10 protein-coding genes are annotated in these 13,449 nt (G+C 70.9%); 5 read left to right on the forward strand and 5 right to left on the reverse strand.

The window, feature by feature from the left end; genetic code table 11:
• Positions 1 to 144: 144 nt before the first annotated feature.
• Positions 145 to 1,095 (reverse strand): heme o synthase, encoded by a 951-nt coding sequence (locus tag ACFY93_RS18650; protein ID WP_391360489.1) that lies wholly within the window; start codon positions 1,093 to 1,095, stop codon positions 145 to 147.
• Positions 1,096 to 1,449: 354 nt separating this feature from the next.
• Here ACFY93_RS18650 and tkt point away from each other — a divergent pair, with 354 nt between their 5' ends.
• From tkt to pgl, 5 genes are read left to right on the forward strand one after another with little or no spacing between them, the layout of a single operon-like run.
• Positions 1,450 to 3,537 (forward strand): transketolase, encoded by a 2,088-nt coding sequence (gene tkt / locus ACFY93_RS18655; RefSeq protein WP_391359939.1) that lies wholly within the window; start codon positions 1,450 to 1,452, stop codon positions 3,535 to 3,537.
• Between the two features lie 34 nt (positions 3,538 to 3,571).
• On the forward strand, positions 3,572 to 4,690 hold the full coding sequence (gene tal / locus ACFY93_RS18660; RefSeq protein ID WP_391359942.1) for a transaldolase: 1,119 nt from the start codon (positions 3,572 to 3,574) through the stop codon (positions 4,688 to 4,690).
• A gap of 4 nt (positions 4,691 to 4,694) precedes the next feature.
• Complete coding sequence (zwf, locus tag ACFY93_RS18665; protein ID WP_391359945.1) at positions 4,695 to 6,218, forward strand: glucose-6-phosphate dehydrogenase; 1,524 nt, start codon at positions 4,695 to 4,697, stop codon at positions 6,216 to 6,218.
• Complete coding sequence (gene opcA, locus ACFY93_RS18670; protein ID WP_391359947.1) at positions 6,215 to 7,264, forward strand: glucose-6-phosphate dehydrogenase assembly protein OpcA; 1,050 nt, start codon at positions 6,215 to 6,217, stop codon at positions 7,262 to 7,264. Before zwf ends, opcA begins: the two co-directional genes overlap by 4 nt.
• Complete coding sequence (pgl, locus tag ACFY93_RS18675; RefSeq protein WP_391359950.1) at positions 7,261 to 8,046, forward strand: 6-phosphogluconolactonase; 786 nt, start codon at positions 7,261 to 7,263, stop codon at positions 8,044 to 8,046. Before opcA ends, pgl begins: the two co-directional genes overlap by 4 nt.
• A gap of 82 nt (positions 8,047 to 8,128) precedes the next feature.
• Here the strand turns inward: pgl and ACFY93_RS18680 are convergent, their stop codons facing one another.
• From ACFY93_RS18680 to ACFY93_RS18695, 4 genes are read right to left on the reverse strand one after another with little or no spacing between them, the layout of a single operon-like run.
• Positions 8,129 to 8,968, reverse strand: coding sequence for an ABC transporter permease subunit (locus ACFY93_RS18680; protein ID WP_391359953.1), 840 nt, complete (start codon positions 8,966 to 8,968; stop codon positions 8,129 to 8,131).
• Positions 8,965 to 10,323 (reverse strand): ABC transporter permease subunit, encoded by a 1,359-nt coding sequence (locus ACFY93_RS18685; RefSeq protein ID WP_391359955.1) that lies wholly within the window; start codon positions 10,321 to 10,323, stop codon positions 8,965 to 8,967. Before ACFY93_RS18685 ends, ACFY93_RS18680 begins: the two co-directional genes overlap by 4 nt.
• 34 nt (positions 10,324 to 10,357) lie before the next feature.
• Complete coding sequence (locus tag ACFY93_RS18690; RefSeq protein WP_391359957.1) at positions 10,358 to 11,683, reverse strand: extracellular solute-binding protein; 1,326 nt, start codon at positions 11,681 to 11,683, stop codon at positions 10,358 to 10,360.
• Between the two features lie 51 nt (positions 11,684 to 11,734).
• The gene (locus ACFY93_RS18695; RefSeq protein WP_391359960.1) at positions 11,735 to 13,372 is read right to left on the reverse strand and encodes an alpha-amylase family glycosyl hydrolase; all 1,638 of its coding nucleotides are present in this window, start codon (positions 13,370 to 13,372) and stop codon (positions 11,735 to 11,737) included.
• Positions 13,373 to 13,449 lie beyond the last annotated feature (77 nt).

The following is a 13,449-nucleotide window of genomic DNA, read 5'->3' on the forward strand; positions in this document are numbered from 1 at the left end:
GGGGGGGCGGGGGGGGCGAGGGTCCGGGCCCCCGGCGGGGTGGGCGCGCGGGCCGGGTCGCCCCCGGGGGGGGGCCCCCCGCGCGGGGGGGGGGGGGGGGGGGGGGGGCCCCCCCCCCCCGCCCGTCGTCACGAGCCGGACCGGCTACCGCAGGAAGGGGTCCACCGCGACGGCCACGAACAGGATCGACACATAGGTGATGGACCAGTGGAACAGGCGCATCTCCTTGAGCTTCGCGCCGGTCGTCTCGGCCTTGGCGCGGCTTTGCAGTCCGTGCGCCTCCCAGAGCCAGAAGCCGCCCGCCGCGAGCGCGACCGCCGTGTAGAACCAGCCGGTGTAACCCAGCGGGGTGAGCAGCAGGGAGACGGCGACCATGACCCAGCTGTAGAGGACGATCTGGCGGGCGACCACCTTGTTGGAGGCGACGACCGGCAGCATCGGCACGCCCACCCGGGCGTAGTCCTCCCTCACCTTCATGGAGAGCGGCCAGTAGTGCGGCGGCGTCCAGAAGAACATGACGAGGAACAGGACCACGGGGGCCCACGACATGGAGTTGGTGACGGACGACCAGCCGATGAGCACCGGCAGGCAGCCGGCGATGCCGCCCCAGACGATGTTCTGCGACGTGCGCCGCTTGAGGAGCATCGTGTAGACGACGACGTAGAAGAGGAGCGCGCCGAGGGAGAGCCAGGCGGAGAGCCAGTTGACGGTCAGGCCGAACAGCAGGGTGGAGACGACCGCGAGGGACAGGCCGAAGGCGAGGCATTCGCGCGGGCTGACCATGCCGGTGACCAGCGGACGCTGCGAGGTGCGCTCCATGAGCGCGTCGATGTCGCGGTCGATGTACATGTTCAGCGCGTTCGCGCCGCCCGCCGAGAGGTAACCGCCCAGACAGGTGAGCAGGACCAGCTTCAGGTCCGGGACACCCTGCTGCGCCAGGAACATCACCGGGACGGTGGTGATCAGCAGCAGCTCGATGATGCGCGGCTTGGTGAGCGCGATGAACGCCTTGACCCGGGCACCGAACGGCCGATGGCCCTGGCTGCTCGTCCCGAGCAAACCTGCTGGACGGGATTCGACGGCCGTCACGCACACCCCTGACAGAGACACCCAGCGAGCTCCGGGTGTGAACTCCCGGTAAAGGCTCGCGCGTACCACGCCACTGTAGACGTTGCCCAGACCCCGGACTTCGCGGGGGTGGTGTCGTGTTGGGAAGGGCCTTCCGACGGGCACCCGGAAGCTCGATTGAGCACTCGGACGAGCGGCTCCGTATTCATGTGACGAACGGGGAAAAGCACCGGTCGGGAGGCGGATGCGCATCGGTCCCGGCAGTCTGGAACGACTCGAAAAAAGGACGTTCCTACAAGGGTAGGCTCGACACCGGCCGGTGGGCGCCCAGTGCACCGGTATCCGACATGTGCACCATGTGGAGAGGAGCCCTGACTCAGGGTGAGCACCAAGCCGACCACCACAGACCTCGAGTGGACCGAGTTGGACCAGCGGGCCGTCGACACCGCCCGCGTCCTGGCCGCCGATGCCGTACAGAAGGTCGGGAACGGCCATCCGGGTACGGCGATGAGCCTGGCGCCCGCCGCGTACACCCTCTTCCAGAAGGTGATGCGGCACGACCCGGCGGACGCCGACTGGACCGGACGGGACCGCTTCGTGCTGTCCGCCGGCCACTCGTCCCTGACCCTCTACATCCAGCTCTACCTGGCCGGGTTCGGCCTGGAGCTGGACGACCTCAAGTCCTTCAGGACCTGGGGCAGCAAGACCCCGGGGCACCCGGAGTACGGGCACACCACCGGTGTGGAGACGACCACGGGCCCGCTGGGCCAGGGTGTCGCCAACGCGGTGGGCATGGCGATGGCCGCCCGCTACGAGCGCGGACTGTTCGACCCCGAGGCCGCCGAGGGCACCTCCCCGTTCGACCACTTCGTCTACTGCGTCGCCGGTGACGGCTGCCTCCAGGAGGGCATCTCCGCGGAGGCGTCCTCGCTGGCCGGGCACCAGAAGCTGGGCAACCTGGTCCTGCTGTGGGACGACAACCACATCTCGATCGAGGGCGACACGGAGACCGCGGTCTCCGAGGACACCGTGAAGCGCTACGAGGCCTACGGCTGGCACGTCCAGCGGGTCGCCCCGAAGCCGGACGGCGACCTGGACCCCGAGGCCCTGTACAACGCGATCGAGGCCGCCAGGGCGGTCACCGACCGGCCGTCGTTCATCGCGATGCGCTCGATCATCGCCTGGCCCGCCCCGAACGCCCAGAACACCGAGGCCGCGCACGGCTCGGCGCTCGGCGACGAGGAGGTCGCGGCCACCAAGCGCGTCCTGGGCTTCGACCCGGAGCAGACCTTCGAGGTCTCCGACGCGGTCCTCGCCCACACCCGCGCGCTCGGCGACCGCGGCCGGGACGTCCGCGCCGAGTGGGAGAAGGGCTTCGCCGCCTGGCGCACCGCCGACCCGGAGCGCGCCGCCGAGTTCGACCGGATCAGCAAGGGCGAGCTGCCGGCCGGCTGGGAGGAGAAGCTCCCGGTGTTCGAGCCGGGCAAGGGCGTGGCGACGCGTGCCGCCTCCGGCAAGGTGCTGCAGGCGCTGGGCGCGGTGATCCCCGAGCTGTGGGGCGGCTCCGCCGACCTCGCCGGTTCGAACAACACCACGATCGACAAGCACTCGTCGTTCCTGCCGGCCGGCAACCCGCTGCCCGAGGCCGACCCGTACGGCCGCACGATCCACTTCGGCATCCGCGAGCACTCCATGGCCGCGGAGATGAACGGCATCGCGCTGCACGGCAACACACGGATCTACGGCGGCACCTTCCTGGTGTTCTCCGACTACATGCGCAACGCCGTGCGCCTCTCCGCCCTGATGCACCTGCCGGTGACGTACGTGTGGACGCACGACTCCATCGGTCTGGGCGAGGACGGCCCGACCCACCAGCCCGTCGAGCACCTCGCCTCGCTGCGCGCCATCCCCGGCCTCAACGTCGTCCGTCCCGCGGACGCCAACGAGACGGCGATCGCCTGGCGCGAGATCCTGCGCCGGTACACGAAGGTCTTCGGCAAGGGCGCCCCGCACGGCCTCGCGCTGACCCGTCAGGGCGTGCCCACCTACGAGGCGAACGAGGACGCGGCGAAGGGCGGCTACGTGCTCTTCGAGGCGGAGGGCGGCGAGCCGCAGGTCGTCCTGATCGCCACCGGTTCCGAGGTCCACGTGGCCGTCGAGGCCCGCGAGCGGCTCCAGGCGGAGGGCGTCGCGACCCGGGTCGTGTCCATGCCGTCCGTGGAGTGGTTCGAGGAGCAGGACCAGGGGTACCGGGACAGCGTCCTGCCGCCTTCCGTGCGGGCGCGGGTCGCGGTGGAGGCCGGTATCGGTCTGACCTGGCACCGCTACGTGGGTGACGCCGGACGCATCGTCTCCCTGGAGCACTTCGGTGCCTCGGCCGACGGCAAGGTGCTGTTCGAGAAGTTCGGCTTCACCGCCGGGAACGTCGCCGACGCCGCCCGGGAATCGATCGCCGCGGCCACGCGCTGACGCTTACACACGACACGTAGGAGATGCATTTTCGATGACAGACGCACTCAAGCGCCTCTCCGAGGAAGGCGTCGCGATCTGGCTGGACGACCTTTCGCGCAAGCGGATCACGTCCGGCAACCTCGCCGAACTGATCGACCAGCAGCACGTCGTGGGCGTCACCACCAACCCGTCGATCTTCCAGAAGGCCATCTCGCACGGCGACGGCTACGACCAGCAGGTCTCCGACCTCGCCGTCCGCGGCGTGACCGTCGAGGAGGCCATCCGCATGATCACGACGGCGGACGTCCGCGACGCCGCCGACATCATGCGCCCGGTCTTCGACGCGACCGACGGCCAGGACGGCAGGGTCTCCATCGAGGTGGATCCCCGCCTCGCGCACAACACGCACGCCACGGTCGCCGAGGCCAAGCAGCTGGCCTGGCTGGTGGACCGCCCCAACACGCTGATCAAGATCCCGGCCACCGAGGCGGGCATCCCGGCGATCACCGAGGTCATCGGCCTCGGCATCAGCGTCAACATCACGCTGATCTTCTCCCTGGAGCGCTACCGCAAGGTCATGGACGCCTACCTCGCGGGTCTGGAGAAGGCCAAGGAGCGCGGCCTGGACCTCTCGAAGATCCACTCGGTGGCGTCCTTCTTCGTTTCCCGCGTGGACACCGAGATCGACAAGCGGATCGACGCCCTGGGCACCGACGAGGCGAAGGCCGCCCGCGGCAAGGCCGGCGTCGCCAACGCCCGCCTCGCCTACCAGGCGTACGAGGAGGTCTTCTCCTCCGACCGCTGGGCCGTCCTCGACCGGGCGCAGGCCAACAAGCAGCGTCCGCTGTGGGCCTCGACCGGCGTCAAGGACAAGGCGTACAAGGACACCATGTACGTCGAGCAGCTGGTCGCGCCGAACACGGTCAACACCATGCCGGAGGCCACCCTGGAGGCGGCCGCCGACCACGGCGAGATCACCGGCGACGCGATCTCGGGCACGTACGAGCAGGCACGGGCCGACCTCGACGCGGTCGAGAAGCTCGGCATCTCGTACGACGAGGTCGTGCAGCTCCTGGAGGACGAGGGCGTCGAGAAGTTCGAGGCGTCGTGGAACGACCTGCTCAAGTCGACCGAGGCGGAGCTGAAGCGCCTCGCCCCTTCGGAGGGCTGAGATCTTGTCAAGCAGCAACCCGCTGCGTGACCCCGCAGACCGACGGCTCCCGCGTATCGCGGGGCCGTCGGGCCTGGTCATCTTCGGTGTTACGGGCGATTTGTCACGTAAAAAACTGATGCCTGCCGTGTACGACCTGGCCAACCGCGGTCTGCTGCCGCCGGGCTTCGCGCTCGTCGGCTTCGCCCGCCGGGAATGGCAGGACGAGGACTTCGCCCAGGAGGTCCACGACGCCGTCAAGGAGCACGCCCGTACGCCGTTCCGCGAGGAGGTCTGGCAGCAGCTCATCCAGGGGATGCGCTTCGTCCAGGGCACCTTCGACGACGACGCCGCGTTCGAGCAGCTGCGCGCCACGATCCAGGAACTGGACAAGGCGCAGGGCACCGGCGGCAACTTCGCCTTCTATCTCTCCGTCCCCCCGAAGTTCTTCCCCAAGGTCGTGCAGCAGCTCAAGAAGCACGGCCTGGCCGACCAGGAGAAGGGTTCCTGGCGGCGCGCGGTCATCGAGAAGCCGTTCGGCCACAACCTGAAGTCGGCCGAGGAACTCAACGCCATCGTGCACGAGGTCTTCGCCCCGGACCAGGTCTTCCGGATCGACCACTACCTCGGCAAGGAGACCGTCCAGAACATCCTGGCGCTGCGCTTCGCCAACCAGATGTTCGAACCGATCTGGAACCGGTCGTTCGTCGACCACGTGCAGATCACCATGGCCGAGGACATCGGCATCGGCGGCCGCGCCGGCTACTACGACGGCATCGGCGCGGCCCGCGACGTCATCCAGAACCACCTGCTCCAGCTGATGGCGCTCACCGCGATGGAGGAGCCCGCCTCCTTCGACGCGGACGCGCTGGCCGCCGAGAAGACCAAGGTGCTCGGCGCGGTCCGGCTCCCCAAGGACCTCGGCCTCAGCACCGTGCGCGGCCAGTACGCGCCCGGCTGGCAGGGCGGCGAGAAGGCGGTCGGCTACCTCCAGGAGGAGGGCATCGACGCCAGGTCGAAGACCGACACGTACGCGGCCGTCAAGCTGGGCATCGACAACCGCCGCTGGGCGGGCGTCCCCTTCTACCTGCGCACCGGCAAGCGGCTCGGCCGCCGCGTCACCGAGATCGCCGTCGTCTTCCAGCGCGCGCCCCACTCCCCCTTCGACCACACCTCGACCGAGGAGCTGGGGCAGAACGCGATCGTCATCCGCGTCCAGCCCGACGAGGGCATCACCGTCCGCTTCGGCTCCAAGGTGCCGGGCACGTCGATGGAGATCCGGGACGTCTCGATGGACTTCGCCTACGGCGAGTCGTTCACCGAGTCGAGCCCGGAGGCGTACGAGCGTCTCATCCTCGACGTGCTGCTCGGCGACTCGAACCTCTTCCCGCGCACCGAGGAGGTCGAGCTGTCCTGGAAGATCCTCGACCCGATCGAGGAGTACTGGGACAGCCACGGGAAGCCCGCCCAGTACCCGTCGGGCACCTGGGGCCCCGTCGAGGCCGACGAAATGCTCGAACGAGACGGACGGAGCTGGCGTCGCCCATGAAGACCGATCTCACGGACACCACGGCCAGCAAGATCAACAAGGCGCTGGTGCAGGGCCGCCGCGCGATCGGCACGCCCGCCGTCGGCATGGTGCTCACCCTGGTCATCGTCACCGACGAGGAGAACGCCTACGACGCGCTGAAGGCCGCCAACGACGCCTCCCGCGAGCACCCCTCGCGCACGCTCGTGGTCATCAAGCGCGTCTCGCGCTCGCCCCGCGACCGCACGAAGTCCCGGCTCGACGCCGAGGTGCGGCTGGGCGCGGAGGCGGGCACCGGCGAGACCGTCGTCCTGCGGCTCTACGGCGAGGTGCTCAACCACGCCCAGTCGGTGGTCCTGCCGCTGCTGCTGCCGGACGCCCCGGTCGTCGTCTGGTGGCCGGTGAACGCTCCGCTCGACCCGGCCAAGGACCCGCTCGGCGCGCTCGCCCAGCGCCGGGTCACGGACACCTACGCGTCCGAGTCCCCGGTACGGGAGCTGGGGTCCCGCGCCCACGCCTACACCCCCGGTGACACGGACCTGTCGTGGACGCGCATCACGCCCTGGCGCTCGATGCTCGCCGCGGCCCTGGACCAGGTCACCTGCAAGGTGGAGGCCGTCGAGGTGGAGGGCGAGGAGTTCAACCCGAGCTGCGAGCTGCTCGCCATGTGGCTCGCCGACCGGCTCGACGTGCCCGTCAAGCGCTCTTCGTCCGCCGGTCCCGGGCTCACCGCGGTCCGGATGGACACGGACTGCGGCCCGATCGTCCTGGACCGCGCCGACGGTTCTCTCGCGACGCTGTCCATCGAGGGCCAGCCGGCCCGCGCGGTGGCGCTCAAGCGCCGCGAGACGGCGGAGCTGATCGCGGAGGAGCTGCGCCGCCTCGACCCCGACGACACCTACGCCTCGGCGCTGCGGTACGGCGTCGACCGGCTGAGCGGGTCCGGGCCCGGGGAGGCCGGCGGCGGGAGCGCCCAGGACACGGAGCCGGCCTCGGCCGGGGCCGCCGCCAAGGCTCCCGCGAAGAAGGCCGCCAAGGCCCCGGCGAAGAAGGCGGCGGCGAAGTGAGCACGTCCGCGCAGTTGGTCGTCCACCGGGACAAGGAGCTGATGGCGCAGGCCGCCGCGGCCCGGCTGATCACGAAGATCGTGGACGCGCAGGCCTCGCGGGGTTCGGCCTCCGTGGTCCTCACCGGCGGGCGCAACGGCAACGGCCTGCTGGCCGCGCTCGCCGCCGCGCCCGCCCGGGACGCCGTCGACTGGGGCCGCCTCGACCTGTGGTGGGGCGACGAGCGGTTCCTGCCCGAGGGCGACCCGGAGCGCAACGTCACGCAGGCCCGTGAGGCGCTGCTGGACTCGGTGCCGCTGGATCCCGCGCGCGTGCATGCCATGCCCGCGTCGGACGGACCCGACGGCTCGGACGCCGACACGGCGGCGGCGGCGTACGCGGCCGCACTGGCGAAGGCGGCGGGCCCGGAGAACCACGGGTCCGTGCCCGCCTTCGACGTGCTGCTGCTGGGCGTCGGCCCGGACGCGCACGTGGCCTCGCTCTTCCCCGAGCTGCCCGCGGTGCGGGAGACGGAGCGGACGGTGGTCGGCGTGCACGGCTCGCCGAAGCCGCCGCCGACCCGGATCTCGCTGACGCTGCCGGCGATCCGGGCGGCGCGGGAGGTCTGGCTGCTGGCCGCGGGTGAGGACAAGGCGGAGGCGGCGGCGATGGCCCTGTCGGGAGCAGGTGAGGTCCAGGCCCCCGCCGCGGGGGCGCGAGGCCGGGCCCGCACCCTGTGGCTGCTCGACGCGGCGGCGGCGTCCCAGCTGCCGCGGGCGCTGTACCCGCCGGCGTCTCCCTGAGGAAGCCGCCCACCGGGCCTGACCCCGTTCCCCGGACGCCGGAGGGGCTGAGAACCTTCAGCCCCTCCGGCGTCGCGTGCGCCTACTTCACCGACCCCGCCATCACCCCCTGCACGAAGTGCCGCTGGAAGGCGAAGAAGACGGCCACCGGGACCACCAGCGACACGAACGCGCCGGGTGCGAGCACATCGATGTTGCTGCCGAACTGCCGGATCTGCGACTGCAGTTCGACCGTCAGCGGCTGTGAGGAACTGTCCGCGAACAGCAGCGCGACGAGCATGTCGTTCCACACCCACAGGAACTGGAAGATCGCCAGGCTGGCGATGGCAGGCCGTCCCACCGGCAGCACGAGCCGGGTGAAGATCCGCCACTCGCCGCCTCCGTCCATCCGCGCCGCCTCCAGCATCTCCTTCGGCATCTCGGCGAAGTAGTTGCGCAGCAGGAAGATCGCGAACGGCAGCCCGTAGGAGACGTGGAAGAGGACGACACCGGGGATCGTCCCGAACAGCCCCAGCTGCCCGAAGAGTTTGGCGACCGGGAGCAGCCCGATCTGCACGGGCACCACGAGCAGGGCCACCACGAGCAGGAAGACCGGCTCGCGCCCGGGGAAGTCCATCCAGGCGAACGCGTACCCGGCGAGCGCCGCGATGACGACGACGAGGACGGTGGTGGGGACCGAGATGAGCACGGTGTTCCAGAACGCCCGGGTGATGCCCGCGTTGCCCAGCAGCGCCGAGTAGTTCTCGAAGGAAAGCTGCCCCGGCGACTTCAGCGCCGTCCACCAGCCGCCGCCCGCGTTGTCCTGTGCGGAGCGCAGCGAGGACAGGAACAGTCCGGCGAGCGGGGTGACCCAGACCAGTCCGACGAGGACGAGGAACGCCTGGACCAGCCCGTTGCCGAGCCCTCGTCTGAGCGCGTTCATCGTTGACTCCTTCGGAAGCGGCGGACGTTGAAGACCATGGCGGGGACGACCATCGCCAGGAGCAGGACGCCGAGGGCGCTGCCCAGGCCCTGGTTGTTGCCGCCGCCGAAGGACACCAGCCACATCTGGGTGGCGAGGACGGTCGCGTCCTGCTGCACGGGGCCCGGCGCGATGATGTAGACGAGGTCGAAGACCTTCATCACGTTGATCACCAGGGTCACGAAGACCACGGTGAGCACGGGAGCCAGCAGCGGCACGGTGATCCGGCGGAAGATCTGCCACTCGTTCGCGCCGTCCATCCGGGCCGCCTCCAGGGAGTCGCGCGGCAGGGCGGAGAGGCCGGCGCCGATGAGGACCATGGAGAAGCCGGTCCAGATCCACAGGTAGGCGCCGATGATGGCCGGGGTGACGAGCGCGGGGCCGAGCCAGGAGACACCGTCGTACGGCGGGGCGAAGTTCGACGCGGGCAGCCGCAGCGTGTAGTCGCCGGGGGCGAGGTCCCCGAAGCGGAAGGAACCGTCGGACGCGGTGGTGGTGGAGCCGGCCTTCTCGCCGTCGCGCACCGCCTCGACCGTCAGCCCCGGCAGACCGCTCTCGGCCTTGTCGACCGCGCCCTGACTGCCTCCGCCGCCGGGGGTGAAGTCGAGGTAGGCGACGCCGCGCAGTTCACCGGCGGCAGCCTTGCGCCCGGCGGCCGGGTGGGCGGGTGCGGCGTCCTTGGGCAGGTCCTTGGCGAGGACGCCGACCAGGCCGAGGCCGACCGTGTCGCCGGGGGACGCGGTGGCGGTCGTACGGTACGAGCCGTCCTTGGCCTTGGTGAGGCCCTGGCCTTCGCGGGCGTGGGCGGTCGGGTAGGAGGACGTGCCCGCGAAGGCGTCGTGGACGCCGACGACGGCGGCGTTCAGGACGCCCTTGTCGGGGTCCTCGTCGTAGGCGAGCCGGAAGATGATGCCGGCGGCGAGGAACGACACCGCCATGGGCATGAAGAGCAGCAGCTTGAAAGCGGTCGCCCAGCGGATCTTCTCGACCAGGACGGCCAGGATCAGCCCGAGCCCGGTGAGTAGGGCGGGGGCGACGACGACCCAGATGACGCTGTTGCGGACGGCCTTGAGGGTGGCCGGGTCCCGGAACATCTCGGTGTAGTTGTCACCGCCGACGAACCGGTCCCCGGAGGCGTCGAAGAAGCTGCGGCCGACGGAGAACAGCACGGGGTAGACGACGAGCGCGCCGAGCAGCAGCAGGGCGGGCAGGACGAACAGGGCGGCGACGAGGCGTCCGCGTCGCCGCGCGCGGCGTCTGCGGTCGGCGGTGGGCGCGGCCGGCGGGCCCGTCTCCTTGACGAGGGTGGCGGTCACGGCGATCCCTTCAGGAAGGCGGCGGTCACGGCGATCAGTCCCGGTACGCCTTGGCCGCGGCCTTCTCCAGGCGCGCCGCGGTTCCCTTCGGATCGGACGGGTCGCGCAGGAAGTCCTGGAGGAGCTTCCACTCGCCGGTGCCCTTGGTGCCGCCGAACGCGGCCGGTGCCTGGTCGGACATGTCGAAGCGGACCGAGTTCCCGGCGGCGACCAGGGACTTGGCGGTCTCGCGGGTGACGTCGTCGCCGTAGGAGGCGGTGTCGAGCTTCTTGTTCGGCGACAGGAAGCCGCCCGCCTCGGCCCAGACGGCGGCGGCCTCGGGCGTCGCCAGGTACTCCATGAAGCGCATGGCGGCCTTCTGGTGCTTGCCGTCCTTGAGGACGACGGCGGCGTCGCCGCCGCTGACCACGGGTGCCTTGCCGTCGCCGACGGCGGGGAAGGGGAAGAAGTCGGCGTCCTGCCCGATCTTCCGGTCGAACTGGTCCTTGGCGACTCCGGCGACGAAGTCGCCCTCGTAGACCATGCCCGCGGCGGGCTTCGGTCCGAAGACCTTTTCGACGGAGCCCGGGAAGTCGGTGTTCAGGGCCTCCTTGCGGCCGCCGGCTATCAGCTGCTTGTCCTCGAACAGCCTGCCGAGCGTGGTGAGCGCCTCGACGACGGTCGGGTCGGTCCACTTGATCCGGTGGGCGGCCAGGGCGTCGTACTTCTCGGGACCCGCCTGGGAGAGGTAGACGTTCTCGAACCAGTCGGTGAGCGTCCAGCCGTCCTGTCCGGCGACGGAGAACGCGGCGAGGCCCGAGTCGGAGACGGTCCGGCCGGCCTTCAGCATCCCGTCGTACGAGGTGGGCGGCTCGACACCGGCCTGTTCGAGGGCGTCGGGGCTGTACCAGACGGTCGACTTGTGGGCGGCCTTGAAGTAGAGCCCGTAGAACGTGTCGCCGACGGTGCCGTACTTCTTCCAGACGCTCGCGTAGTTGGTGTCGACGGAGTGCTCGGCCGTCTTCGAGAGCGGCTTCAGCCAGCCCTTCTTCGCGAACTGCTGGAGCACGCCGACCTGCGGGACCATCACCACGTCGGGGGCGTTGCCGCCCTCGATCTTGCTGCCGACGACGGTGGAGACGTTGTCGCCGGTGGAGACGAACCGGGTCTTGGCCCCGGTCTTCTCGGTGAAGGCGTCCAGCACCTTCTGGAAGTTCTTCTGCTCGCTGCCGGACCAGACGCCGGCCACGTCGATCGTCTGGCCGCTGAGCGACTTCCCGCCGCCGCCCGCGGAGACGGGGTCGCCTCCGCAGGCCGTCGCGCCGAGTGCCAGGGCCAGGGCGGTGCAGCCGGCGAGCAGGGTCGTACGTCGTCTCGTCATCGTTGATGTCCTCTCGGGGGTGGCGGGGTTGAGGGGAAAGCGCCGGGCGGCTCAGGAGGACGCGTGGTCGCTGATCCACCAGGCGGCCGTCGAGCCGGGCAGTACACCGGCCGGGCAGGGGCCGCTGGCGAGCAGCGGGGTGCCGGGGACCGGGGCGGGAGTGGGGGCCGTACCGAAGTTGACGGCGCAGACCAGGCCGTCGCCGCGGACGAAGGCGAGGACGCCGGGCGGGGTGTCCAGCCAGCGCAGCGTGCCCTCGCCCAGTTGTGGCAGTCCCGCGCGCAGTTGGAGGCCGTCGCGGTAGAGGTGCCACAGGGAGCGGGTGTCGGCGAGGGCGCGGTCGGTGGCGTACTCGGCGAAGTAGGCGGGCTGCGGCAGCCAGGGTTTCGCGCTCTCGGCTCCGGGGGTGAAGCCGAACGGCGAGGCGTGCCCCGACCAGGGCAGCGGCACCCGGCAGCCGTCGCGGATGCGGGCGCGGCTTCCGGTGCGGCGGAAGATCGGGTCGGTGAGGACGTCGTCGGGCAGGTCGACGACCTCGGGCAGGCCCAGTTCCTCGCCCTGGTAGATGTACGCGGCTCCCGGCAGCGCCAGCATCAGCAGCGCGGCGGCGCGGGCGCGGGCGGCGCCGAGTCCGCTGCCCTCTGTGCCGGACTCGCCGTAGCGGGTGACGGTGCGGACCTGGTCGTGGTTGTTGAGGACCCAGGTGACGGTGGAGCCGGTGCCGGCGATGTCCTGCATGGCCTCGGAGACGACCTTGCGGAAGGCGTCGGCGTTCCAGGGCGCGCTCAGCAGGTCGAAGAAGAACGCCTGGTGGAGCTCGTCGGGACGGACGTACCGGGCGTGTTCGCGGGCGGTCGGCACCGACACCTCGCCGACGAGCAGGCGTTCGCGGCCGTCGCGGGCCGTGTACTCCTCGCACACCGAGCGCCAGTGGCGCCAGACGCCGTGCACCTCGGGCTGGTTCCAGGCGAGCGGGTTGACCGAGTCGCGGGTGCGGGCGTCGGCCTCGGGGTCGGGCGAGTCGGGAAGGCCCGCGTCCTTGAAGAGGCCGGCCGCCACGTCGATGCGGAAGCCGTCGACGCCCCGGTCGAGCCAGAAGCGCAGCACGTGGTCGAAGTGGGCGCCGACCTCGGGGTTGCGCCAGTTCAGGTCGGGCTGCTCGGGCGTGAACATGTGCAGGTACCACTGGCCGGGGCCGCCGTCCGCCCCGTCGACCCGGGTCCAGGCGGGTCCGCCGAACATGGCGTGCCAGTTGTTGGGCGGCTCCTCGCCGCGCGGGCCGCGCCCGTCGGCGAAGTGGAAGCGGGCGCGGGCCTCGCCGCCGGGCGCGCCGGCCAGTGCCTCGGTGAACCACGGGTGCTCGCTGGAGCAGTGGTTGGGGACGATGTCGAGGAGCACCTTGACGCCGAGCCGCCGGGCGTCCGCCATCAGCAGGTCGAACTCCGCGAGGTCGCCGAAGACCGGGTCCACGTCGCAGTAGTCGGCGACGTCGTAGCCGTGGTCGTGCTGCGGGGACGGGTAGAAGGGGCTGAGCCATATCCCGTCCACGCCGAGCTTCTTGAGATAGGGCAGTCCCGCGCGGACCCCCGCGAGGTCACCGATGCCGTCCCCGGTGCTGTCCAGAAAGCTGCGGACGTACACCTGGTAGATCACCGCGTCGCGCCACCAGTGGTGCGTGTTGAGCGTCACCCGTCGACCTGTCTGTGCGTGCCGGCCCCGTGCGTGCCGGGTTGGTGCCTGCCGGCCTGACCGGCCCGGCGGTTATG

Origin of the sequence: Streptomyces sp. NPDC008313 (assembly GCF_042956125.1) — a bacterium.
Lineage (GTDB): Bacteria > Actinomycetota > Actinomycetes > Streptomycetales > Streptomycetaceae > Streptomyces.

Coding starts and splice junctions, on each gene's coding strand:
- tal (WP_391359942.1), top strand. CDS start 3,572: ATGACAGACGCACTCAAGCGCCTCTCCGAGGAAGGCGTCGCGATCTGG.
- opcA (WP_391359947.1), top strand. CDS start 6,215: ATGAAGACCGATCTCACGGACACCACGGCCAGCAAGATCAACAAGGCG.
- ACFY93_RS18680 (WP_391359953.1), bottom strand. CDS start 8,968: ATGAACGCGCTCAGACGAGGGCTCGGCAACGGGCTGGTCCAGGCGTTC.
- ACFY93_RS18690 (WP_391359957.1), bottom strand. CDS start 11,683: ATGACGAGACGACGTACGACCCTGCTCGCCGGCTGCACCGCCCTGGCC.